Consider the following 21,727-nt stretch of genomic DNA (forward strand, 5'->3'; position numbering starts at 1 on the left):
GGCGGGCGAAGCCAGCCCGACCGGTGTCGAAGTAGGTTGACGCCAACACGCCGGCAATGCACTGGGGGAGAGCTGTGGCGCTGACAAATGACGACCGGGTCGAGATCCGGGATCTGATCTCTCGCTACAACAAGGCGATCGACACAGGCGATGCCGACGGCTACGCCAATACCTTCACGCCGGACGGCGAGTTCATCGGGATCGTCGGCACGTTCAACGGCCGGGACGAGCTGCGGGCCTTTGCCGCCGCCTACGCAACCGAGGAGCAGTACGCAGAGTTCGCCTCTGCGCAGCACTGGGTGACCAACATCGTTGCCGATGGCGACGGCGCCGAAGCCACCGTGTTCAGCCACCTCCAGATGGTCAAGCCCCTGCCCGACGGCGGCAGAATCCTGCTCGTGGGGCACTACGACGACGACGTGCGCAAGGTCGACGGCCGGTGGCTGTTCGCGCAGCGAATCGTCGTCTCAGACGCCTGATCACTGGACGCCCGGGCACGATGTCGCACAAGGAACCGACACACGCGTCCTTCGACGTGCGATCAAAGATGGCGTCGGGCCTGCCCCCTTCCGCACCCACCTGGACGCCGATCCCGCGCTACAGCTTCGTCGGCGGAAACAACGATTCGCCAAGCGTGCCGGTGGGCGGTCTGGCCGAAGCGGCCGTCAACGCCATCAACAGGCACGGCCCGGCGCTCGCCACCTACAACCTCGGCGGCAACCCGCAGGGCTACGAGGCACTGCGAGAGTTCATCGCGGCAAGTCTGGCAGCCGACGCTGCATTGCCCATCAACGCCGACGACGTGCTCGTGGTCTCCGGTTCGCTGCAGGCACTGGACCTGGTGATTGCAGCCTTCGTCGAACCAGGAGATGTCGTGGTTGCCGAAGAAGCCACCTACAGCGGGATCATCTCGAAGCTCACCCGGGCGGGAGCGCGCTGTGAGCCGGCCCGACTCGACGATGACGGCATCGTGCCCGAAGCGCTCGATCGGTTGCTCGGTGAGCTGGCCTCGCAAGACCGCCTTCCCAAGCTCATCTACACGATCCCGACCGTGCAGAACCCGACCGGCTCGGTCATGCCGACCGAACGACGGCACCAGTTGCTGGAGGTTGCCCGGCGGTGGGATGTCGTGATCTTCGAAGACGACTGCTACGCCGATCTGCAGTGGGATGGCGAGCGCCCGCCGGCCATCGCTGCGCTGGCACGCGACGGCCGCGATGTCGGCCGGGTTGTGTACTGCGGGTCCTTCTCGAAGTCCATAGCGCCGGCGTTGCGTGTGGGCTTCATCGCTGCGGAAGCACCGGTGATGCGACAGCTCTTGGCGCTCAAGGACGATGCCGGCACGGGCGCTGTCGAGCAGCTGATTCTGGCGGAATATTCGGCGGCGCACTTCGTCGACCACGTGCGCGAACTGCGGGCCACGCTGCGCGAGAAGTGCCGCGTCATGCGTCACGCCGTGGCGACGCACTTCGGCGCGTTGTCGCAGGTGGCGATCAAGCTCGGCGGGCCTGTGCAGGTGACCGATCCCAAGGGCGGCATCTTCGTGTGGCTGACGTTTCCATCCGGCACCGACACCGCCCGCTATCTGGCGCCCGCCGCTGAGCGGGGAATCCAGTTCAACGAGGGCGCGGCCTGGTCAGTCGACCCGCAGTGGGGTGCGCGGCGCATGCGCCTGTGCTTCGGCAGCCTGTCCCACGACGACATCCGCGACGGCGTTGCTGCCCTCGCCGAGGTGATCGCCGCCAACTAAGCGGCTGCGCGGATAGGCGACGTTTCGGAACGCTGCTTTCACGCCTTCTTTGTGCAAATTTGCCGTCTGCGGCGGCATTTCTGCACAAAGTCCGACGCCAAGCAATTCTCTGCGCAAGATTGCCGCCTACAGCGGCATTTCTGCACAAAGTCGGGAAGACGGGGCCTGTCAGCCTCGCCGCTAGCCGCGGCCGTGGCGCAGGAGCTTGCCGGGGGTGGCCCCGGTGCACTCGCCGTCTTGGAAGGTCTCGACGCCGTTCACCAGGATGTGCCGGTAGCCGTGTGCACGCTGGACGCGCCGCCACTCGCCCCCTGGCAGGTCGTAGACCGCCTCGCCGATCCATTCGGGATCGATGGCCAGCTCGTCCATGTCATATACGAGCACGTCGGCCGGGGCGCCTTCTTTGAGCACGCCACGGTCCTTGAAGCCGGCTGCATGGGCTGCGAGCGCCGACATCCGGTAGTGCGCTTCCTCGACGGTCACGCGCTTGTGGTCCCGGACGATCCAGGCCAGGAAATCGGTCGTCCACGCACCGCCGGAGAAGAACTTGGTGTGCGCCCCGCCGTCGGACACGCCAGGGATCGTGTACGGCGAGTCGGTGTACACGGCGGACATGTGGTCCACGTTGAACTCGGGACCCTGGCCCAGGAACTCGGTCCGGAGATCGGTCTCGAGCGAGAGGTCCAGCATCACGTCGATGTAGTGCTTGCCTTCGGTTTCGGCAATCTCGCCGAGCGACCTGCCCACGTAGGACTGCAGGTCTTCGCGCCGGGCCACGCCCTGCACGACGAGCTTGCGGGGAGGCCCGCCGACGGCGCCCTGGGTGTTGGCGAACAGCGTCGCAGCCTCGTCGGTCTCGGCACGCAGCCGTTCGCGGATGGCCGGATCGGACATCTTGCGGATCTTGTCCTCCAGCGAGCCCGTGGTGGCTTCGCGCCACGCAGGGCTCGAGTCGTACAGGTTCCACTCGTCGAGCGAGAAGGCGAAGCCCGTGCGGATCGAGGCACCCTGACCGAAAATGCGCAGCCCGTCGTTGTGCGCCTGTTCGAGCCATTCGAGCCGTTCCTCGTGCACTCGCGGGTTGCGCTGGCTGACCGGTACCACGTTGTCGATGATCGGCCGGCCGCAGACCTCAGCCAGCCGCCGCTTGAAGGAGAGGTCCTCTGGGTTGTTGACATCGGCGCTCGTGGCCTGCGTCAGCTGGATGAAGCCCTCGTCGCGCTCGCGCAATACCTCGGCCAGCATGAAGATGTCGTCGTCGATCATGGTGTCGGTGACCATCGGCGTGCCGTCGAAGTCGGACTGGGTGGAATTGGGGCCGAGGCGCTGGATCGAGAAGCCGCAGAGCCCGGCATCCATGCCCTCGTGCAGCAGACGCTGCATCTCCTTGCGCTCCGCGTTGTTGGCCGGCCGCGACTTCGCAGCCTCCAAGCCCATCACGTAGATCATCAGCGAAGCGGTCGGCATGTACTGCAGGACGTTCACGCCCTTGGGCGCCGCATCCAACGAGTCCAGGTACTCCGGGATGGTTTCCCAGTCCCACTTCGGCAGCATTCCTTCCTGCATCGCTGCGAGCGGGATCGCCTCGGTACGGACCATCGTCAGCATCGACCGCTCGCGGAATTCGGGCTTGCACGGTGCGAATCCGAAACCGCAGTTGCCCAGCACCACCGACGTCACTCCGTGCCAGCTCGAAATGGAGCAGTACGGATCCCATCGGATCTGCGCGTCGTAGTGAGTGTGCAGGTCGATGGTGCCCGGGGCCACGATGCAGCCGCCGGCGTCGATGACCTCTTTGGACGGCTTGTCCGGGCGGCCGCCGACCTGGGCGATGCGACCGTCGGAGATCCACAGGTCTCCCCGGAAGCTCGGCACCCGAGTCCCGTCGACGATGGTGCCGTCGGTGATGTGAACGTCGTATTCCTCCACGATGTCCCCCTCGTGATTCAGCGCCCGGCTCGCTGCGGCACCGAAAGGCGCATCGCTGTGGGACAGCGCGGTCGTTCGGACGGCGCGAGCCGGATCCCCCGCTCACGCAAAATCTAACACAGCTTCGTAAAACGGTTGCCGCGCATGCCGCGGCGCATCAGAAGATGCTGAAGCCGTGCTCGGTTGGCTATGCGCGCAGAATCGACGAGCCGCCGCAGAGCGGCAGGCTCTCCTGATATTGGCTGAGTCTGCCGACAAAGTCCTGCGACAGCGGCAAGTCCCCACCGATCTGCGACCAGGCGTCTCTGATGCGCTCAAGAGTCTGCTGTGCAACGGCCTCGATGCGGCTCGCGGAGCCGCCGACTGATGATGCCAGTTGGCGCAACGACTCGATCCGGACAGATCGTGGATCGCCATCGCCAAACAGGCGAAGGCTCATGCCACGGCCGAGATCGGGGTACACGCACGTCGAAATGAGGTCGTAGGCCGGACTCAGTCTCGGCTGCACTCGGTCCGGATACCACAGAGACCAGTTCTTGAGATGAGCGTCCTCGTTGCCAATGACGATGTAGAAAATCAAGCGTCGAACGAATTCATCAAAATCCTCGGGACCGCAGAGCGCGAACACCAGTAGTCCGAGCCGCTCGAAGCTGATGCTTCGATACTTACGCTCCGGCCACTGTCCCACAATCTGGTTGAAATCCTCCATGTGGGTCATGTGGACGGTCGTCTGTCTCGATTCATCGAGAGCACGGTCGAAACGCTCCACCACGTATGCGTTCGTGTCGGCAAGCGGTTCGAAACCATGTGGAAGCGGCCCAAGATCGGCAATTCGCCTCAGTTCGCATGCCGGGACGACGATTCCCGCGGCACGCGCCCAGCTCATCATCGAGAACTCGTTTTCGGCTAGATCCGAATACTCAGGACTCGCGAACTTGACGATGAAACCGCCTCGATGCCCGCTCGGCGGCATGACGAGGCGAATCCCGTCCTGCATCATCGAGAGCTTGAGCTGCACGCCCGAGATCGAGAAGCGAAACTCGTTGTCGTCATCATCGTCGAGCGTTGCTGAGCTGTCGACAGTTGTCACGTCATCGAAGTACGCGCCTTCAGTGTCAACAGTTATCGCCCCAGGAAGGTCGACGCCCAGTTCCAGCAGGAGCCGGAATTCATTTCGTTCATTGAATCCGTAGTGATCGGCCATGACGCTTCGAAGCCGGCCCTCGGGCAAGAGGTTTGAGAACCACACGGGGAGGCGCCCGCCGCCTTGCCGGAGAAATGACGGATCTTGTTCCTCGAAGCGTTGACCAAGCACCGCTCGGTCGGGGTTGTCCCAGTAGCTCTGCGCGAGTTCGAATGTCGTCGTACCGTGGCTTTGCCAGAGGAGGCCGATGGCCTCGCCATGCAGCAGGATGTGAGCTTCTGTTCGGTCACTCCGCCTCATCGGTGCAGAGGCACCCTGAGCAGGGTCTCGATTGATGGGCGCCGGCCGTGCTGCCACTCGGCTTGAGCATTAACGAATGCGACAACCGCCGCGGCCAGGGCTTCGTGGCGCATCAGCAAGAACTGCTCAACACGACCATCGACGAGGCAGGACACAGCATCGACCGGGATCGCATGACTGCCGAGCACATCGCTAGGTGCGTCGATGGCGGTCGCTGAGGCGACGCGGGAGAGCGCATCGCCGAGTTCTTCGCTGCCGGCTCCTGAAGTGAGGGCTTGCGACGAGACAAAGACGCGGTTCGCAACGGTCTGGCCCAGCACTACTCGACTGTCCGCCGCTCCCTTCGCTCCGCTCGGTGATTCCTGGGGCTCCAACGCGTCGTCGCGTTCGCCTTCATCCCGGGACAAGGCAGATTGGTGAATGCGGAGCAGGGCATTAGTCCCATGCTCTTCGAGCGTCGAGCAGACGTCAATGGGGCAGAGATCGTCGAGATCGACCGGGCTGAGCGCAGCGAGAGCCGCTGCAGCGATGCGCGACTGCGATCTGTTCAGCCCAAATCGACCGTCGATGCCCAAATTTTCGGGGCCTTCGACCGGCACGAGATTGAGAAGTCGTTCCGCCGAGGCTTCAGCGTCATCTCCCTCGACTGCGGCGAGCAGTTGACGCATGAAGCCCGTGTGCCCGCTGCGACCGGGCGGCCCCACGGCCGCGGTTCGCCAGAACCAGCGCCGCAGAGACACGCGCGTGAACGGATGGGGATCGGGATGGAATCCGAAGTAGCGAACTAGGCAGACGAGGAGAAACTGGTAGGGCAACAGGCGATAGTGCGGGATCTTGGCGTCCTCTTGCAGGAATCGGACAGCGTGCCCCAGCGCCGATGCAGCACGCTCGATGTCCTCTGAGCGTTCGGAAGCGGGCCGATCGAGTTCTGCGCGAAAGTTCCGGGTGATGTCCGGTGACCCCATCGCCAGGACGCACTTGAGGAGCGTGTCGGGAGCGATGGTTCCAAAGGAGCGGTCCTCCGCCATGGGGTCAAGGCGCCTCAAGTTCGGCTGATCGCTGGCGTCCAAGAGGTTGGATGTGCTCAAGGCGTGGAAAACCTCGGCCCGCTTCAGACGCTTGCCCGATGTGTTGGTGCGGTCGAAGATCAGGCGAAGATCGGCTTCCTCTTCCGTTTCCACGATGTACGCCGGCACTTCGAAGTTCTGCAACCGGTCACTGAGGTGGGTAATCCGGTCGTATTCGACGTCGCCGACCTCATGCTCCCGAAGCCACTGCACGGTGCCTCGCGTTTCGTGTGCCCCCCTGAGAGGAAACCGCTTGGCGGAAGGCGCGCTGCGCGCCGCCGTCATGAAGTTCTCGGTTGCGACGTCGAAGAGGATCTCCTCCTCCGGCTTGCCGTCGTGGAGCCCAGGCGGCAGGAGAGTCAATGCCAGCGTGCGCAGACGCTGCTGGCCATCGACGACCCAGAGCGTATCCGGAAAGCTGGGAGCCTTGATCCGCAGCGTTCCCAGACGGATGGTTTGCTCGGGCGCAGGGCGACGCCAAAACAGCAACGTGCCGATCGGGTAGCCACGATAGATGCTGTCGAAGAGTTCCAACCGGTTGTTGCGATCCCAGCGCGGAGGTCTTTGGAACTTCGGGATGCGAATCTTGCCTCCGGCCACCAACGCGACGAGCTCGGAGATCTTGAACCGTTCAGCAGTTGTCGACGGAGGGCGTTGGGTCACAAGCTTGAAGCTAGGCGAAGTCGTCTTGAGTCTCCGGCATATCATGAGGATCGCCGCTTGCACGGGGCGTCAGAAGATGCTGAAACCGCCGTCGATCTTGATGACGCCGCCGGTGTACCTGCGGCTGCGTCGCTCATGAGGTACACCGCGATGGTGCCGAAGTCGTCTGGCACGCCCCACCGGCGCATGGGTATGCGCGGCATCACGTTGTTCGCAATGTGATTTCGTGCGGACCGTAGGGCAACCCTTATGTGTTGCCCAGGCGTCGCTATGCGCTGTCTTGACTACCCCGTCGATCGCGGCGCACGACCATGAACTCGTAGCGCCGCCGCATCTCCAGGACACCGTTAACGATCACCCAGAACATGACGGTCCTCACAAGGTGCGCTGGACCTTCGTCCCAGCCCGGCAATCCCAAGAAGACGAACACGAACAGCCCGGAACCGAGCCACCCGCAGGTGCGCTCAAGCCAACCTTCGGGTTCGCGGCGAGGCAACCGAACTGCTGCGCCAAGAATCAGCGCAGCGAGTATGAGTACCAATGTGAAGATCACGGCGACGGACGCTCAGGCTCGTTGGTCATACTGCTGGCCCGTCGATGTGGCCTCCCCAAGGCTGCATGAGTGACCGGTGAGGCTTGTCGGCATTCACGCGCTCGGCGGGCCAGCATAGGTGACCGACTCAGAGGGCGGCATCTTCGCGTGGCTGACCTTCCCGCCCGCCACCAGCCCGCCGTCGCAGCCGCCGTCACGCTGCGCGCACCTAGCGTCGTGGCCATGACACCGACACCACGGCCACAGTCCGCTGCAGCGCTCGTCGCACTGTGGGCCGTCGTCACGCTCGGGCTGATCATGACCGGCTGCACCGGCGGCGGTACCGACGGCAGCGCAGCCCTGGCCCCGACCACCACGAAGGCAGCCCTGACCACCACCACGACAGTTGCCGCGGCGCCACCAGCGACGGACGCGACCCGACTCCGAGAGTGCATGGCGTTCGCTGTGGCCGATGCCGAAATGATGAGGGAGATCGACGGGCTCACCGGGGAGGCCGCGGATGCTGCGGACGTGGGTCGCACGGCAACGGTCAGATCGCTCTACCGGCAGATCACGGCCATCGCTGACGTCGAGGCGGCGACGTGGGCTGCGCTAACCGGAGGCTGTGAAGATCTGCGCAGCTCGATGCCGGAGTTCGCCGCGAACTGGCGCGAAACGTGAGACAGCCGCTCCGAGTTCATCCGATGGATCGAGGGGCTGCGTGCTGGCTGCCGCGACGGCTGGCACGCTGAGATGTCTTTGCCGCGCTCAGAATGCTGATCTCGCCGCCGGCGGCTGCGACAGGTAATGAGCACTCCCCGCTATGCGGACCAGTTACCCGCCACGCTGTCCGCGGCCCAGAGACGAGCGCGGTGCCACCCGGCGACGCTGCCGCATGGACCCATCACGCCCAGGGTCGCAGCCGCTGTCAGTGACCGACTCGCCCCGTCGACTCAGCGCCGCTACGCCGCCCGGTTTGACACGCTCGCTGCCGAGCTGCCGCCGGGCGCTTATCTGGACGACTCCGCACTAGCCGCCACGCTGTCCCGCATCGCAGACACCTCAGTCGCCGGCGACACGCCCGCCGGGCGCCGAGTCGCCGCGCTCATCGCCGTCATGGCCGACGCCATGCTCCGCCTGGCCGAAGCACACGCACTCGACATCGACGACATAGCCCACGCCCCAAACCTCATGCTGTCGGTGGCATTGGCGATGGCGTCAGAAGATGCTGAAACCGCCGTCGATCTTGATGACGTCGCCCGTGTGCCAACGCGCAGCATCGCTCATCAGGTACACGGCGATGGCGCCGAAGTCGTCCGGCACGCCCCACCGGCGCATGGGAATACGTTGCATGACGTTGTCGACGAACTTGTCCCAGGTGAACAGCCGCTGGGTCATGGCAGTGTCGACCCAGCCGGGGATGATGGCATTGGCGTTGATCTTGTAGCGAGCCATCTCGACCGACAGGCTCATCATCATCGCCAGCATCGCACCCTTCGTGGCCGCGTAGGCCTGGCCGCGTGCCGAGCCCTGGATGGCGGTGCCGCTCGAGGTCAGCACCAGCGATCCGCCCTCGCCCTGGGCGATCATCTGGCGAGTTGCGGCGCGCAACGTGAAGAACACGCCGTGCAGGTTCACGTCGAGGACGCTGTACCAGTCCTCGTTGGAGTGCTCGTGGAAGCCCTGCCGGTTCTGCGTGCCGATGCCTGCATTCGGAAAGCAGGCATCGATACGCCCGTAGCGCTCGATCACCGCAGCCATGCAGTTCTCGACCTGCTCCTCGTCGGAGACGTCACAGCGAAGCGCGCTGGCGGACGGGTTGATCTGCTGCAACTCGGCCTCGGCCGCCGAGTTCTTGTCGGGATTCGTGCCCCAGACGCTGACGTCGGCCCCCGCGGCTGCGATGCCGCGGGCGTAGCCGAGTCCGATGCCGCCGTTGCCGCCTGTGATGACCGCGACTTTGCCGGTCAGGTCGAAGCCGTCGTACTGATAGGCCACGGCCGGCTCAACCGCTCTTGATCTGGCGCATGAACGTGCCGTTGTCGAAGTAGTCGCGCCAGAAGGTGATGAGGCCGTCGTTGACTTCGAAGATGCCCATGACAGGCAGCTCGATCTGTCGACCCGAACCAGTGTGAAAGCGGTCGACTCGCTCGTTCATGACGGTGTTTGCGGTGGCGGTCTCGCGGATGACCTCGAACTCGACCGGGCCAGCACCGCCCAGCATCGGCGTCAGGAACTCGCGCATCTTGTCACGGCCGTTCATGTCGCCGATCGGGACGTTGTCATAGTACACATCCGCTGCGACGTGCGACATCGCTCCGTCGAGGTCTTTGGCCTCGATGTCGGCGATGAAGTTGGCGACAACTTCGGTGGGCGAGTCGCCGGAATGGTCGTGTTCTGACATGACTGCGCTGCTCCTAGGGTGGGGCGGCTGACGTACTCAGCCGCCAACGGCCTGTTCCTAGCACGCAGCGTGATCCGGTGCCGCAGCGGCGGTCTGCGAGATTGCGGGAGTGGGGCGGCGGCCGGGCCGAGCTGAGGACTCATGGCCCCGAAGCCTTGGCGCAGCGAACGAGTGGCTGTCGGGAGGGGGCTGCCCATACGCGCTGCGTCTAAGGTCACCGAACTATGGGACCACAGCAGCAGTCCGAAGCTGCAACGGGGGACAACCGACCACTTGCGGGGGTCCGGGTATTCGAAATCAGCATCGCCGTGGCGGCACCGTGCTGCGGCAAGGCAATGGCCCACCATGGGGCGGAGGTCTTCAAAGTTGAGGCCCGCAGCTATCCCGATGTGGCGCGAGCGTTCGGCTCAGCATGGGCCCGCGACCCCGAGCTGGCCGACGTCTTTTGCGACACCGGCCCGTACGTGCCCGAAATGTCTGCCGGCAAGCGCTCGGTGGGCCTCGAGCTGAAGCACCCCGAGGCACTCGAAGCAGCGAAGCGCTTGCTGGCCACCTGTGACGTCTTCCTGACGAATTTTGCGGCACCCGGCATTGCCGAGCTCGGACTCGACTACGCCTCGGTCGTCGAGGTGTCCCCGAACATCATCTATGCGGGCATGACCGGCTTCGGCGTGGACCCGGACAAGCCGTACTACCCGTTCCGTGCCTTCGGGCCGAACCAGGCCCCGCTGGTGGGATGGGATGCGCTCACGGGCTTCCCCCACGAGGAGCCTGCCGGCATTCCCTCGATCGCACCGCCCGACTACATGGGCGGCCTGCACACCATGCTGGCCATCGTCAGCGCCCTGCATGAACGGGACCGCACCGGGGAGGGCCGATTCATCGACATCAGCCAGCTGGAGACCACGGTGTCGTTCTTGGGGCCGTACCTGGTCGGCCAGGACTTGGGCGTGCCTGAACCGTTCCGCAATGGCAACCGGGTGTCGTGGGCAGCGCCCGCTGGCATCTACCCGTGTGCCGGCGACGACCGCTGGGTGGCCGTGGAGGTGCAAAGCGATGACGCATGGCGTTCGCTTGCCGCGCTCGCCGAATGGTCCGCAATCGACGCGCACGACCGCAGCGGGCAGCCGGCTCTGTCGAGGTACCCGCACGACACGCTCGCCGACCGCATCGCCAACCACGACGCCATCGACGCTGAGCTGTCGTTGTGGACCGCCCGCCGCAGCGCGCAGCAGGCCGCCGCCGAACTGCAGGCCATTGGCGTTGCGGCCTATGAAGTGCTCGATCATCGCGGCGTGATGGCCGATCCCCAAGTGCACGACCGCCGCCCGTACTCGGTGGTGCCAAGCCCGAGATTGGGACGGGACCTGTTCGTTCGCAATCCGCTGCGCATGAGCCGAACGCCGCCCTATGTCACGCGAGCGGGTCCGAACATGGGCGGCGACACGGTCGATGTGCTCACCGAGCTCGGCTATTCGGACAGCGAAGCGGCGCAAATGGTTGCCGACGGGGTGGCATTCGCCGATGCCCGGCCCGAAGTCATCCTGGAGCGCCCGTTCGACCGGTGGTACGAATCGGTCGGGATAGCGGACTTCTACGACGCCGATGGCAACGTCACCGGTGGTGCGGCGTGATCGCTGCACCCCAACGGCAGGGCCCGTGGGCCGGCGTGCGGGTACTCGACATGACCGGGCTGTCGGGTGCGTACGGAACCCGGGTGTGGGCGGCGCTCGGTGCCGATGTGATCTGCGTGGAGCCGCCCGACGGAAGTCCGATTCGCAGGATGCCGCCGCTGGCGCCGGGCCATGAGGGTCCCGAAGCGAGCCTGTGGTGGGCCTACTACGGCGCGACCAAGCGCAGCGTCGTGCTCGACCCAACCGATGCCGACGATGCCGCGGCGCTGGTGGCCCTGATCGGGTCGGCCGACGTGGTGCTCGACGACGCGCTGCCCGCCATCCAGGACTCCTATCCGTGGCTGGCAGACAGCGACCAGGGAGGCCTCGGAGTGGCCGGCATCGTCGCGAGGTTCCCGCACGTGACGTGGGTGTCGATCACGCCGTTCGGCATGACGGGGCCGCGTCGCGGCTGGCGCTCGTCGAACCTCATCGGCTGGGCTTCGTGCGGGTTGGCGTCCACCGTGGGATTCCCGCACGGTCCGCCGCTGACACCGGCGGGCGAGATCGGCGTGCTGATGCACGGTGCGTCGCTGCATGCGGTGATCGGCTCGATGATGTCGGTGCGTGCGCGCAACCAAGCCACGGCAGCCGGCGAGCCGGCGCTGGGCCAGACCATCGATCTGTCGCTGCAGGAGGTCGGGCTGTGGCTCTCGCCCGAGACGGGCGTGCCGCTGTACCTCGACGACCAGGTGCCGAGGCCTCGGGCCGGCAACCGCCGGCCGGTCACGAGCCCGATGGGCATGTACCCAGCGTCCGACGGTTATGTCGCCATCATCGCTATCCAGCCGACGCACTGGAATGCAGTGGCACAGTGGGTGAACGAGCTCACCGGCAACGAGGGCATTCTCGACGAGATCTTCGTGGACATCGTGGTGCGCCGCGAGGCCCTTGAGGCAGTGGACGCGTGGGTAGAGGAACTGACAACTCAGTTCACCAAGCAGGAGTTGTTCGTCGAAGGTCAGCGGCGACGCATTCCCATCACGCCGGTCAACACCGTGGGCGATTTGCGCCACGACCCGCACCTCGAAGCGGTCGGCTGGTGGCGCTCCGAGGAGCACCCGGTGCTCGGCACCTTCACGGTTCCAGGTTCGCCGTTCACCACCGATGTCGACTGGTGGGCCTGGCAGCGCGCCCCGATCCTGGGCGAGCACACCGACGAAGTGCTCAGCGAGTTGAGCTGATCTGACCGGCCTCGTGAAGAGCGCTGGGCCGCCCGAGGTCTCAGGGCGCTTCGCTTGCTTCTTCAGTGCTTGGGAGCTTGGCTTGCTGAGCTACGCGGGCACCGGCCGCAGCCGTCGCAGCCTCTGACGGCATGCCGATACCCAGATAACCCTCAATACGTGCAAGACGCTGGCCGTTCTCGACGACAATCGAACGCACTGTGCCGAGCTCGTCGCGTACCCCGGTGAGCTCGTCGCGTACCCCGCCGATCTCGCCACGTAACTCGTCGCGTAACTCGTCGCGTACCCCGATGATCTCGCCGCGTACCCCGCCGATCTCGCCACGTAACTCGTCGCGTAACTCGTCGCGTACCCCGGTGAGCTCGTCGCGTACCCCGCCGATCTCGCCACGTAACTCGTCGCGTAGCTCGTCGCGTACCCCGGTGATCTCGCCGCGTAGCTCGTCGCGTACCCCGGTGATCTGAGCGCTCATGTCGTCACGGAGTTTGTCGTTGGATCTTTGCTGGTGCCACACGATCGCCAATGCCGCCAGCACCATCGTGCCAACTTGCGCGAGCGCGCTCAGGTCCATGTGCCGAACGGTAGCAGCCCTGCAGCGGCGCCTCGTCAGAATTATTGAAATTGACTGAAACTCTGCACCATATGGTTCACGTCACGAGGTCGTCCCGTGAGGCCACGTTGGCGACCAGCCCGGTGCGGCATCGGCGAATCCTGTGCGGCACCCTTGGAACAGTCGCACCGGGCGGCGACGCGGCATTCAAGAAAGCGTCGTGAAGGTGACAATGCCCACCAGATGCCTCGGCCCGTAGATTCCCCCAGAGTTGAATCCACCTGTATGCGTCGGGACGTACCCCTGCGCCTTCGTTTCCTCGGCCGGAATGTAGAACGCGACCTCGGCCGTGTAGGTCGTGTTCGGATTCAAGTCCTGCACCCACATGTCCACGACGGCAGGAGTCGCCTGCTGTCTCGGTGGGCTGACGGAGTGGTCGGCTGGCGGGTAATGGCCCCAGCTCTTGGTGCCGATGCTCACGCTCAGGAGCTTGGCGTATCCGGCGTACCTCACCCAGTTTCTGGCCGGATCGGACAGTTGGTTGCCGTCTACGTCGTTGCCGCTCATGTTGATGCGGAACCCGGCGCCGGTGCGCGAGACACCGATGGTGGTGACGAGGCCGTCTGCGGCGAGCTGGCGGTCGGAGTCGGTGGAGGCCGCTGCGGAGGGGTTGCTGTGGTCGGTGCCGCGTACGGCGACGATCCGGTACAAGAATTGCCTCCATCGGAGGAGTCGCTGGTTGGCGGTGTCGACGACGTCGGGTGTGGTGGTGTCGACCCATGAGGTGGTGCCGGTGTCAGTGATGGTGCGGACGTCCTCATAGGGCAGCATTCGGTCGCGAGCGCTGACGATGCGGCGTTGGATGACGTATTCGGTGACCGATGATGTGTCGGCTGTGGGTGGGTCCCAGTCGAGGTGGATACCGAGGGTGGCGCCGTTGGCGGCGACGTCTTCTTTGGTGGGGATCGAGACCGTGAGGCTCCGGGGTGACTGTGCGTTGGGTTGTGCGGCGTCGTGTTCGCGTTCGATGAAGGCGTCGGGGGAAAGGCGGCTGCCGAAATCGCGGTCGATGACGACGTCGCCTCCGACGGCGGTCCCGTGCGTTGCGTACAGCGCGCGTATTTGGTAGATGTGCCGGCGCGGGCCGACCAGCGCATCGCGGCTCCGGTCGGTGAACCTTGTGACGTGGGCGAAGACGGTGCCGATCAGGTAGGGCTGGCTGTCCGAGAGCAGCTCCACTGTGCCGTTGCGGTAGACGTGCCCGAATGAGGTGCGGTAGATCTCAAAGCCCTGATTCTCGCGCCGGTCGATGCAGGTGTACTTGTAGTAGGCGCCGGTCTCTGTGATCTTCCAGGCCTTGAGGCCGTCGGGACGGATGTAGGAGGTCACAGCCCGGGTGCCGGGCACCCGCTCGATGTCGTACTCGGCGCAGGCGGAAAAGTCCGCGGGCAACTGCCAGCTGACCGTGATGCCGTCATCGATCAGCACCGCGACGACATCGCGAGGAACGAATCTCGAAGGGTCAACGCCGGTCCTCTCCGAAGCGTCATAGGGGGCGACGTGCTCGGCACGGGCGAAAGCGGGGGGAGGGCCGGGATCGAAGCCGAGCGCGTTCGGGTAGCTCGCGGGCAGGCCCGACAGCGTGGAGCGGTCCTGGAACTGTGCCGAGCCGGTGTTCTGCAGCGAGGACCGCGGCACGACGCCCTCGCCGTCGTTGTCGTCGGGCGGGGGCACGAATTGCTTGTTGTCCTGGTTGTTCTGCTGGTAGTTCGCGTCCGACTTGACCGACACCGCCGAACCAGCAACACCACCCTCGCCGTTGTCGGGATCGCCCCCGTCATCGCCGTCGCCGTCGCCGTCGTCGGGATCGCCCCCGTCATCGTTGTCGCCGTCGCCGTCGCCGTTGTTGGGATCGCCCCCGTCATCGTTGTCGCCGTCGCCGTTGTCGGGATCGCCCCCGTCATCGTTGTCGCCGTCGCCGTCGCCGCCATCATCGTTGCCGCTGTCACCGTCGGTGGTGGTGGGGGGTGTGCCGGTGTCGGGGTGACAGCCGGTCTGCGGGTCAGCAGCGACGTAGCTTGCGGGCAGGTCGATGCGTGAGTAGTTGCCCCAGCGGCTGAGCTGGTCGCCGCGGCGCGCTTTGACCCGGTAGGTGTAGGCGGTGCCGGGCTGGTCCGCGCAGCGATCGGTGAACGAGACGTCGCCGGTGGCGGTGTCGTCGGCCACGACGTGGAACGTGCCGACTGCGTCCACCCCGGGGCGGCGACGCAGGATCTGGTAGCCGGTGACTCCCTCGGCGTCGTCGATGGGCGCGTTCCAGCTCAGGGTGACTGTCCCGTCCGCCAGCGAAGTGGACAGGCCCTTGGGATGCAGCGAGCTAGCAGACGCCCCCGCGGCAGGAGACAGCACTGCTGCTGCGAGCGCCATCGCCGCCAATGCTGCGGGCACAGCCCGTCTGCGCCTGGGGGGCCTCATTCCGCGGGGGGGGGGGGGTATGGGATCGCAGTGCGTCAGAGGTCACGGGCTTCACTCCAAGAGGGCTTCAGGGCCTGCTGCAGGCCCACAACAGCTCGTTGCCGCACAGCACCACGCTGGGGCTCGAACTGACATTGACTGGATGACACATGAACGATAACGCATGTAAACATGTACTTGATTCACATATGCAGGCCGCAGATGCCCACCAGAACCAACCGCCAAAGGGCGCGTCCGCACGTGTTCATCAGGCAGAGGTCGCCCAATTCGCTTGAACCGGAGGTCTTCGGCCCTAGAGGTCTTCGGCCCTACAAGAATTCAGGCTCAGGCAGGCCGATACAACGCAGGCTGCTCGGCAGCTCGCTGCCACCGACGGTGACCAGCATCCAGCTAGGCCGGGGATCGATCAGCGGGGAGAATTGCGAATGGGCGTCCCTTGAGCGACTGGACCACGCGGAAGTGTCTTTCGTCCAACGTTGCGATGGAGTCGGTCTCGTAGCGGTGAGCGAGGACGACGAGGGAGGCGTCGGTGAGGCCGAGGGGCAGGTCTCGATACCGCTCGACGACTGCCCGAGTCCGAATGAGGTCGACACGATCGAGGGATGCCAACTCATATGCGCCCGCGGACAGCTCTGACAGCATCGCCAATTCGGCGTCGATACCGACAATCTTCGCAGCCAGATAGTCGACTTCAGCCAGTACGAGTGGCGAGATCACTAGTCGCCGGTTTGACATGAGCAGTCGCTTGCATGGTTCATGCATTCGCTACGAACGAATGTCCGACGGCATTCACACGGCGTTCCAGTCGACCGGGCCGTTCTCTTGGAGATTGCCCGTCGGTGCCTCAGCGTGGCGCGTTGAGCAGTGGGGGGCCGGTCGACGCGACCGTGACTCGATCGCCCACCGACAGCACAGTGCCTTCGGGATCGACGGTGCAGGCGATGCCGAACATGGCGTTGCCCTCCAGCATTCCCCGCATGCCGGGCGAGAATCCTTCGGCGGAGTAGCACCAGCGGTGCTTGCGCAGTACCAAAGCGGGCTCGCGGTGTCGCTCGCCCGTGTCCTGGTCAATCTGTGGGACGGAACAGCGGGGCCACGCGATCCGAGCGACGAGGTCGGCATCGCCGATTGAGAACTCGGTCCAGGTGTCTTCTGACCAGGGATGATCGTTGGTGACGATGAGGTTTGCCCGGAATCGTTCGATCCCGAAGGGCTCGGTCGCCCGGGTTACGAGGTCATCGAGGGAGGCAGTGTTGGCGACGAGCACCGGAGCTGCGTCGGCGAAGCCGGTGAGCCGTCCCCGGAAGAGTCGCACTGGGCGGGACGACTCGGGAGTCAGGGCAGCGAGCCGAGCCGGGAATCCCAAGACCTCGCTGAAGAACTCTGCAGCTTCGTCACCCGCATCTGCGCAGGCGACCTCGTCGCCGATGAGCGCATGCACGGTGACGTCGTTGGCCTCAGGCCGCTTCACGTCGATCGTGCCGGCATCGGGCGCGCTGATGGTCAACCCACCGTCGATGGGAACTGGCGAAACCGTGGCGAGCGCTGCGTTCTGGCGCTGCGTGACCGCCTTACCGAGGGCGCCGTCATGGTCAGGAACCGTCACCACCTGCCATGCGCGATCGCCATCGAGACCTGTTGCTGAGACCACGACCGAGTCGAGTTCGATGCGCCGGCAGCCCTTGATGGGGTGGATGGTGATCCCTGTGAGCGTGCCCTCAGGGTGGCTCTCCGTTGTCATGGTCAGACCCTAGGCTCGCCGCGCGTTGCCGGCGCAGTACCTCGGCGTCAGGCGCCGGCTTCAGCACGCAGGGCAGGCGAGAGCAGTCCGCTATGGCAGAGCAGTCCTTCGAGAGTCGGCACCGGCCCAAGATCGGGATTGCCCGAGCCGAGCCGCCCGAATGGCTGCTGGACCACACGGAGCTGAACATGCACGCGCTCGGCCCCGGCGCGGAGCTGGAAGCCGAATGGCTGACCGCTGGACTGGAGCTTCCTGACCGTCCGGCGATGCGCAAGTACCGGCTGGAACGAGTCCGCGAGCGACTGCGCAGTGCCGATTGCGACGCAGCGCTGCTGTACGACCCAGTCAACATTCGTTACGCCACCGACACCACGAACATGTCGCTGTGGACCATGCACAACGCAGTCCGCTTCGCTGTGGTCAACACCGACGGACCCGTCGTCGTGTTCGAGTTCTCCGATGGCGAGTTCCTGGATGCGCACTCCGAGGCCGTCGACGAGATCCGCCCGGCGCCGTCGTACACGCACTTTCTCGCCGGCCCGCGGGCACCCGAGATCGCCCAGCGCTGGGCCGTCGAGGTCGCCGATCTCGTCAGCGAGCATGCCCGAACCTCGAGCCGTCGATTGGGTGGGCGTCTGGCTGTGGATCGGCTGGATCTGGGCGCCGCACGTGCACTCGAGTCGCACGGCATCGAACTCGTGGCAGGGGAGCCGCTCATGGAGACTGCCCGCACGGTCAAGAGCGCCGATGAGATCCGGGCCATGCGCTGCGCGGTACATGCGTGCGAGGCCGCCATCGGCGAGATGGAAGCGATCTTCGAGCCCGGCGTAAGCGAATTGGACCTCTGGGCGGCTTTGTGGGCGGGCAGTTTGCGTCGTTACGGCGAATGGATCGAGACGCGGCTGCTGTCGTCGGGACCGAGGACAAATCCCTGGTACCAGGAGGCGAGCAGCCGGCGGGTGCAGGCGGGGGAGCTGATGGGCTTCGACACCGACCTGGTAGGTGCCTACGGCATGTGCGTGGACATGTCCCGCACATGGCTGTGCGGCAACGACCGCCCCTCGGCATCGCAGCACGACACTTGGTCGCTGGCAGCAGAGCAGATCCAGCGGAATACCGAGCTCTTCCAAGCTGGGACGCCCTTTCGAGAGCTCACCGAGGCAGCTTGGTATCCCGATCCCGACGAGTACCGCCACTACACCTCGCTGGCACACGGCGTGGGCCTGTGCGACGAGTACCCATCGGTGACGTTCCGGCACAAGTGGGATCGGGTCGGCTATGACGGTGTGCTGGAACCCGGCATGGTCGTGTGTGTGGAGGCCTACGTCGGTCCTCGCAGCGGCGGCGAGGGCGTCAAGCTGGAGGACCAAGTACTGATCACCGCAACCGGCAACGAGGTGCTGACGACCTTGCCGCTCGGGTTATTCGGTCGGTCGGGAGTTGTTGGCTAGCGCCCTCAGTCCGTCCAGGATTTCCTGCGGAAACGTCGTCGGAACGTCGGGGATTATTTGCTCGTCTTCGAATTGGGGCGGGATGCGGCTTCTGTCCATGTCCGGCGGGATCAAGTCTTCGTACATGGCCGGATCGGGCTTGTAGATGCCGAACACGCCGTCGCGGTCGTACGCAACGCCCTCGTCCGCGAGGTACGCCTCGAGATGTGCATTCTTCGCCGCCCGAATCAGGGACCGCTCGACGCTCGCCGTGAACTCGGGGCCCGAGAACCGCAGACGGCCATTGGCATTCAAGCCATTCTGCTGGGCGCATCCATCGCTCGCGATGACAGGATCAGGCAAGGCTGGTGCTCCGTTCGATCATCAGCGGCCGTTCCCCCCGGTTGTCCCAGAACACCCACTCGTCGACGACGGGCGAGTACAGGTGCCAGAAGTTCTCCAAGCCCGCATGGTACGGCCTGCGCACCGTCTCGTCTGGCACGTGATGCCCGCCGAGGGAGACCCTCCGCCGCACGCGAGTGATCGCACGTTCCTCTGACGGCAGCGACAGGAACAGCAGTGTGACGTGGTAGCCGTCGGCACGCCAGCGTCGGATGCGCCGCAAGTAACCCCGCCCCGACAGAGTGGTCTCGAACGCGAAGCTGTGGCCGTCGCTTGCGAGCCGATCCATTTCGGCCAGCATCTGCCGGCCGGCTCGCAGATCTGCGAGGGCGGGTTCACCAGGGGAGAGCCCTGCAGCGATGAGATCGGCATTGAGGTACGTCAGCCCGCGGGCTTCGAGATCCAAGTGATCGCGCGCGAACGTCGTCTTGCCGGTGCCGTTGGGCCCGGCGACGATCAGAATCTCCTTGACGCTCACAGCGGCTCACCGTAGCGACGACGAGGTGCTCGCCCGAAGCGGATTCGTCGCCTCTCCTGCGTGCCTCTTGAGTGACTCTGCCGATCGTTCAGTGCTGGGCGAAGCTGACCAGCACCTGGTTCGCCTCAACGGCATCGCCGGGGGTGCAGCGCACATCGGCGACGGTGCCGGCCCCGTGAGCGCTCAGCGAGTGGAGCATCTTCATGGCTTCCACCACCACGACCGTGTCGCCCATGGCCACGACGTCGCCGGGCACGACGGCCACCTCGACAACGACGGCGGGGAACGGTGCAGCGACGGCGTCAACCGAACCGGTGTCGTCGGTTGCCGTCGGCGCCCAGGCGTCGGACCGATCGGGGACATCGAACGTGACCGTGTGGCCGTCCAAGTTGACTGCCACCGAGCCGGCATCGGTGCTGCTGGCGACTACGGAGTTCGCATCCGCGCCGTTGATCGATGCCGCTGGGACTTCGTGGAGATCACCCGCAGCGTCACTGAGCAGCACTGCTGCCAGTGTTCGGTGATCGGTCAGCCGGAACGGTCCAAGAGCCGCCCAAGGTCCGCTGTCGAGTGAGATTCGCTGTCGTTGCTGGGAGGCCAGCCAAGCCGCCGCGGCAACCCCAGCGGCGTCGCTGCTGGACGGAGGTGCGGGCATTTCGCCCGAGGCGAGCGAGTCGATCACGTTGGTGGTCATCTCCCCATCACGCAGCAGGGGCGTGTTCACCAGCCAGCGCAGGAAGCCGGCGTTGGTCGGAACCGGTCCCAGCACGAGATCATCGAGGGCGTCACTCATCGCGTCGAGCGCCGCTGCCCGCTCGGAACGATTGACCACGAGCTTGCCGATGAGAGGGTCGTAGTAGGGCGTGATCTCGCTGCCGAGTTCCACCGCTGAATCCCAGCGCACACCGGAGGAAACGCTCAGGTGGCGAACCGGACCCGCTCGGGGGCTGAAGCCATCGGCAGGGTCCTCAGCGTTAATGCGGGCTTCGATGCTGTGGCCTGCGAACGTCACCTCGGATTGGGTGATGCCCAGAGGCGCGCCGCTAGCGGCGCGCAGCTGCAGTTCCACGAGATCGAGTCCGGTGATCCCCTCGGTGACCGGATGCTCGACCTGCAGGCGGGTATTCATCTCCAGGAAGAAGAATATTCCTGTGTCGGCGTCGACGATGAACTCCACCGTCCCGGCGTTGTCGTAGAAGATATGGCGGGCAAGGTCCACGGCAGCATCGTGCAGTCCCTCTCGGGTGGCGTCGGGAAGGTTCGGTGCCGGCGCCTCTTCGAGCAGCTTCTGGTAGCGGCGCTGCGAGGAGCAGTCGCGCGTGCCGAGGTGAACGACGTTGCCGTGCTGATCGCCGACCACCTGCACCTCGACATGGCGCGGACGTTCGATGTACCGCTCGACAATGATCCGGTCGTCACCGAAGGATCGCAGCGCCTCTGTGCGTGCCGCTGCCAGCGCAGCCTCAAACTGGTCCGGGGAACGAACGATGCGGATGCCCTTGCCACCGCCGCCGGCCGATGCCTTGACCAGCATCGGATAGCCGATCTGCAAGGCAGCGGCACTCAGGTCTCCGGCTGCGGCGCCGGGAATGATCGGGACACCTGCGGATTCTGCGATTGCTCGCGCTTCCACCTTGGCGCCCATCTGGGCGATGGCATCAGGGTTCGGGCCCACCCAGGTCAGCCCGGCGTCCACGACGGCCTGCGCAAGTCCCGCGTTCTCCGACAGGAAGCCGTACCCAGGGTGGACGGCATCGGCGCCAGTCTCGGCTGCTGCGGTCAGGAGGGCGTTGACGTCCAGGTACGACTGGTCGAGCGCCGCAGGGCCGATGCACCGTGATTCATCCGCCTCACGGACGAACGGCGCATCCCTGTCGGGCTCGGCCCACACCGCGACGGTGCGCCATCCCAAGCGCTGCGCGGTCGCGAAGACCCGGGTCGCGATCTCTCCCCGGTTGGCGACCAGCAGCTTCATGACGTCAGGCTCACAAAAGGGGACGGCCTC

At 65.4% G+C, this 21,727-nt stretch carries 20 protein-coding genes; 7 read left to right on the forward strand and 13 right to left on the reverse strand.

Going from position 1 to position 21,727, the window contains the following annotated elements; all coding sequences use genetic code 11:
- The first annotated feature begins 74 nt into the window (after positions 1–74).
- Positions 75–479 carry a nuclear transport factor 2 family protein gene (locus ACOCMM_RS10475; protein WP_419553100.1) on the forward strand — a complete coding sequence of 135 codons (405 nt, stop codon included), beginning with the start codon at positions 75–77 and terminating at the stop codon, positions 477–479.
- Between the two features lie 68 nt (positions 480–547).
- Positions 548–1,750, forward strand: coding sequence for a PLP-dependent aminotransferase family protein (locus ACOCMM_RS10480; protein WP_419553101.1), 1,203 nt, complete (start codon positions 548–550; stop codon positions 1,748–1,750).
- A gap of 180 nt (positions 1,751–1,930) precedes the next feature.
- On the opposite strand, the gene ACOCMM_RS10485 is transcribed toward ACOCMM_RS10480, so the two are convergent.
- From ACOCMM_RS10485 to ACOCMM_RS10495, 3 genes are all read right to left on the reverse strand, one after another.
- Positions 1,931–3,679 (reverse strand): N-acyl-D-amino-acid deacylase family protein, encoded by a 1,749-nt coding sequence (locus ACOCMM_RS10485; RefSeq protein ID WP_419553102.1) that lies wholly within the window; start codon positions 3,677–3,679, stop codon positions 1,931–1,933.
- Between the two features lie 187 nt (positions 3,680–3,866).
- A complete protein-coding gene (locus ACOCMM_RS10490) occupies positions 3,867–5,123 on the reverse strand; it encodes a type II toxin-antitoxin system HipA family toxin (RefSeq protein ID WP_419553103.1) in 1,257 nt (418 codons plus the stop codon).
- Positions 5,120–6,853, reverse strand: a complete 1,734-nt coding sequence (locus ACOCMM_RS10495) for a DUF262 domain-containing protein (protein ID WP_419553104.1) — start codon at positions 6,851–6,853, stop codon at positions 5,120–5,122. The genes ACOCMM_RS10490 and ACOCMM_RS10495 overlap by 4 nt, the downstream gene beginning before the upstream one ends.
- A 57-nt stretch (positions 6,854–6,910) precedes the next feature.
- On the opposite strand from ACOCMM_RS10495, the gene ACOCMM_RS10500 reads away from it, so the two are divergent.
- Entirely contained in the window at positions 6,911–7,075 is a 165-nt protein-coding gene (locus ACOCMM_RS10500) for a hypothetical protein (RefSeq protein ID WP_419553105.1), read from the forward strand.
- Positions 7,076–7,121: 46 nt separating this feature from the next.
- On the opposite strand, the gene ACOCMM_RS10505 is transcribed toward ACOCMM_RS10500, so the two are convergent.
- On the reverse strand, positions 7,122–7,406 hold the full coding sequence (locus ACOCMM_RS10505) for a hypothetical protein (RefSeq protein WP_419553106.1): 285 nt from the start codon (positions 7,404–7,406) through the stop codon (positions 7,122–7,124).
- 147 nt (positions 7,407–7,553) lie between these two features.
- On the opposite strand from ACOCMM_RS10505, the gene ACOCMM_RS10510 reads away from it, so the two are divergent.
- Entirely contained in the window at positions 7,554–8,066 is a 513-nt protein-coding gene (locus tag ACOCMM_RS10510; protein ID WP_419553107.1) for a hypothetical protein, read from the forward strand.
- Positions 8,067–8,603: 537 nt separating this feature from the next.
- Here ACOCMM_RS10510 and ACOCMM_RS10515 read toward each other — a convergent pair.
- Entirely contained in the window at positions 8,604–9,383 is a 780-nt protein-coding gene (locus ACOCMM_RS10515; protein WP_419553108.1) for an SDR family NAD(P)-dependent oxidoreductase, read from the reverse strand.
- A 7-nt stretch (positions 9,384–9,390) separates the two neighbouring features.
- Positions 9,391–9,789 carry a limonene-1,2-epoxide hydrolase family protein gene (locus tag ACOCMM_RS10520; protein WP_419553109.1) on the reverse strand — a complete coding sequence of 133 codons (399 nt, stop codon included), beginning with the start codon at positions 9,787–9,789 and terminating at the stop codon, positions 9,391–9,393.
- Positions 9,790–10,013: 224 nt separating this feature from the next.
- Here ACOCMM_RS10520 and ACOCMM_RS10525 point away from each other — a divergent pair, with 224 nt between their 5' ends.
- Positions 10,014–11,423 carry a CaiB/BaiF CoA transferase family protein gene (locus ACOCMM_RS10525; protein ID WP_419553110.1) on the forward strand — a complete coding sequence of 470 codons (1,410 nt, stop codon included), beginning with the start codon at positions 10,014–10,016 and terminating at the stop codon, positions 11,421–11,423.
- Positions 11,420–12,646, forward strand: a complete 1,227-nt coding sequence (locus ACOCMM_RS10530) for a CaiB/BaiF CoA transferase family protein (RefSeq protein ID WP_419553111.1) — start codon at positions 11,420–11,422, stop codon at positions 12,644–12,646. The genes ACOCMM_RS10525 and ACOCMM_RS10530 overlap by 4 nt, the downstream gene beginning before the upstream one ends.
- A 40-nt stretch (positions 12,647–12,686) precedes the next feature.
- On the opposite strand, the gene ACOCMM_RS10535 is transcribed toward ACOCMM_RS10530, so the two are convergent.
- The 4 genes from ACOCMM_RS10535 to ACOCMM_RS10550 form a co-directional block, all read right to left on the reverse strand.
- Positions 12,687–13,217: a hypothetical protein gene (locus tag ACOCMM_RS10535; RefSeq protein WP_419553112.1), complete on the reverse strand. Its 531-nt coding sequence runs from the start codon at positions 13,215–13,217 to the stop codon at positions 12,687–12,689.
- Positions 13,218–13,403: 186 nt separating this feature from the next.
- The gene (locus ACOCMM_RS10540) at positions 13,404–15,623 is read right to left on the reverse strand and encodes a fibronectin type III domain-containing protein (RefSeq protein WP_419553113.1); all 2,220 of its coding nucleotides are present in this window, start codon (positions 15,621–15,623) and stop codon (positions 13,404–13,406) included.
- A gap of 438 nt (positions 15,624–16,061) precedes the next feature.
- Positions 16,062–16,433, reverse strand: coding sequence for a type II toxin-antitoxin system VapC family toxin (locus tag ACOCMM_RS10545; RefSeq protein ID WP_419553114.1), 372 nt, complete (start codon positions 16,431–16,433; stop codon positions 16,062–16,064).
- An 82-nt stretch (positions 16,434–16,515) separates the two neighbouring features.
- A complete protein-coding gene (locus ACOCMM_RS10550; protein ID WP_419553115.1) occupies positions 16,516–17,412 on the reverse strand; it encodes an MOSC domain-containing protein in 897 nt (298 codons plus the stop codon).
- Between the two features lie 92 nt (positions 17,413–17,504).
- Between ACOCMM_RS10550 and ACOCMM_RS10555 the strand changes: the two genes are divergently transcribed.
- Complete coding sequence (locus tag ACOCMM_RS10555) at positions 17,505–18,863, forward strand: M24 family metallopeptidase (protein WP_419553116.1); 1,359 nt, start codon at positions 17,505–17,507, stop codon at positions 18,861–18,863.
- Here ACOCMM_RS10555 and ACOCMM_RS10560 read toward each other — a convergent pair.
- The 3 genes from ACOCMM_RS10560 to ACOCMM_RS10570 all read right to left on the reverse strand — a co-directional run bounded on the left by ACOCMM_RS10560 (position 18,834) and on the right by ACOCMM_RS10570 (position 21,697).
- Positions 18,834–19,205: a hypothetical protein gene (locus ACOCMM_RS10560; RefSeq protein ID WP_419553117.1), complete on the reverse strand. Its 372-nt coding sequence runs from the start codon at positions 19,203–19,205 to the stop codon at positions 18,834–18,836. The two genes, ACOCMM_RS10555 and ACOCMM_RS10560, sit on opposite strands and share 30 nt — an antisense overlap.
- Entirely contained in the window at positions 19,198–19,722 is a 525-nt protein-coding gene (locus ACOCMM_RS10565) for an AAA family ATPase (protein ID WP_419553118.1), read from the reverse strand. The genes ACOCMM_RS10560 and ACOCMM_RS10565 overlap by 8 nt, the downstream gene beginning before the upstream one ends.
- An 88-nt stretch (positions 19,723–19,810) precedes the next feature.
- Entirely contained in the window at positions 19,811–21,697 is a 1,887-nt protein-coding gene (locus tag ACOCMM_RS10570; RefSeq protein WP_419553119.1) for an acetyl/propionyl/methylcrotonyl-CoA carboxylase subunit alpha, read from the reverse strand.
- Positions 21,698–21,727: the final 30 nt, after the last annotated feature.

It is taken from the genome of Candidatus Poriferisodalis sp. (assembly GCF_965198245.1).
Lineage (GTDB): Bacteria > Actinomycetota > Acidimicrobiia > Acidimicrobiales > Poriferisodalaceae > Poriferisodalis.

What these genes read in the sequence shown, in the direction of transcription:
- ACOCMM_RS10480 (WP_419553101.1), top strand. Translation starts at nt 548, where the DNA reads ATGGCGTCGGGCCTGCCCCCTTCCGCACCCACCTGGACGCCGATCCCG.
- ACOCMM_RS10490 (WP_419553103.1), bottom strand. Translation starts at nt 5,123, where the DNA reads ATGAGGCGGAGTGACCGAACAGAAGCTCACATCCTGCTGCATGGCGAG.
- ACOCMM_RS10520 (WP_419553109.1), bottom strand. Translation starts at nt 9,789, where the DNA reads ATGTCAGAACACGACCATTCCGGCGACTCGCCCACCGAAGTTGTCGCC.
- ACOCMM_RS10525 (WP_419553110.1), top strand. Translation starts at nt 10,014, where the DNA reads ATGGGACCACAGCAGCAGTCCGAAGCTGCAACGGGGGACAACCGACCA.
- ACOCMM_RS10535 (WP_419553112.1), bottom strand. Translation starts at nt 13,217, where the DNA reads ATGGACCTGAGCGCGCTCGCGCAAGTTGGCACGATGGTGCTGGCGGCA.
- ACOCMM_RS10540 (WP_419553113.1), bottom strand. Translation starts at nt 15,623, where the DNA reads ATGGCGCTCGCAGCAGCAGTGCTGTCTCCTGCCGCGGGGGCGTCTGCT.
- ACOCMM_RS10545 (WP_419553114.1), bottom strand. Translation starts at nt 16,433, where the DNA reads ATGCATGAACCATGCAAGCGACTGCTCATGTCAAACCGGCGACTAGTG.
- ACOCMM_RS10550 (WP_419553115.1), bottom strand. Translation starts at nt 17,412, where the DNA reads ATGACAACGGAGAGCCACCCTGAGGGCACGCTCACAGGGATCACCATC.
- ACOCMM_RS10555 (WP_419553116.1), top strand. Translation starts at nt 17,505, where the DNA reads ATGGCAGAGCAGTCCTTCGAGAGTCGGCACCGGCCCAAGATCGGGATT.
- ACOCMM_RS10570 (WP_419553119.1), bottom strand. Translation starts at nt 21,697, where the DNA reads ATGAAGCTGCTGGTCGCCAACCGGGGAGAGATCGCGACCCGGGTCTTC.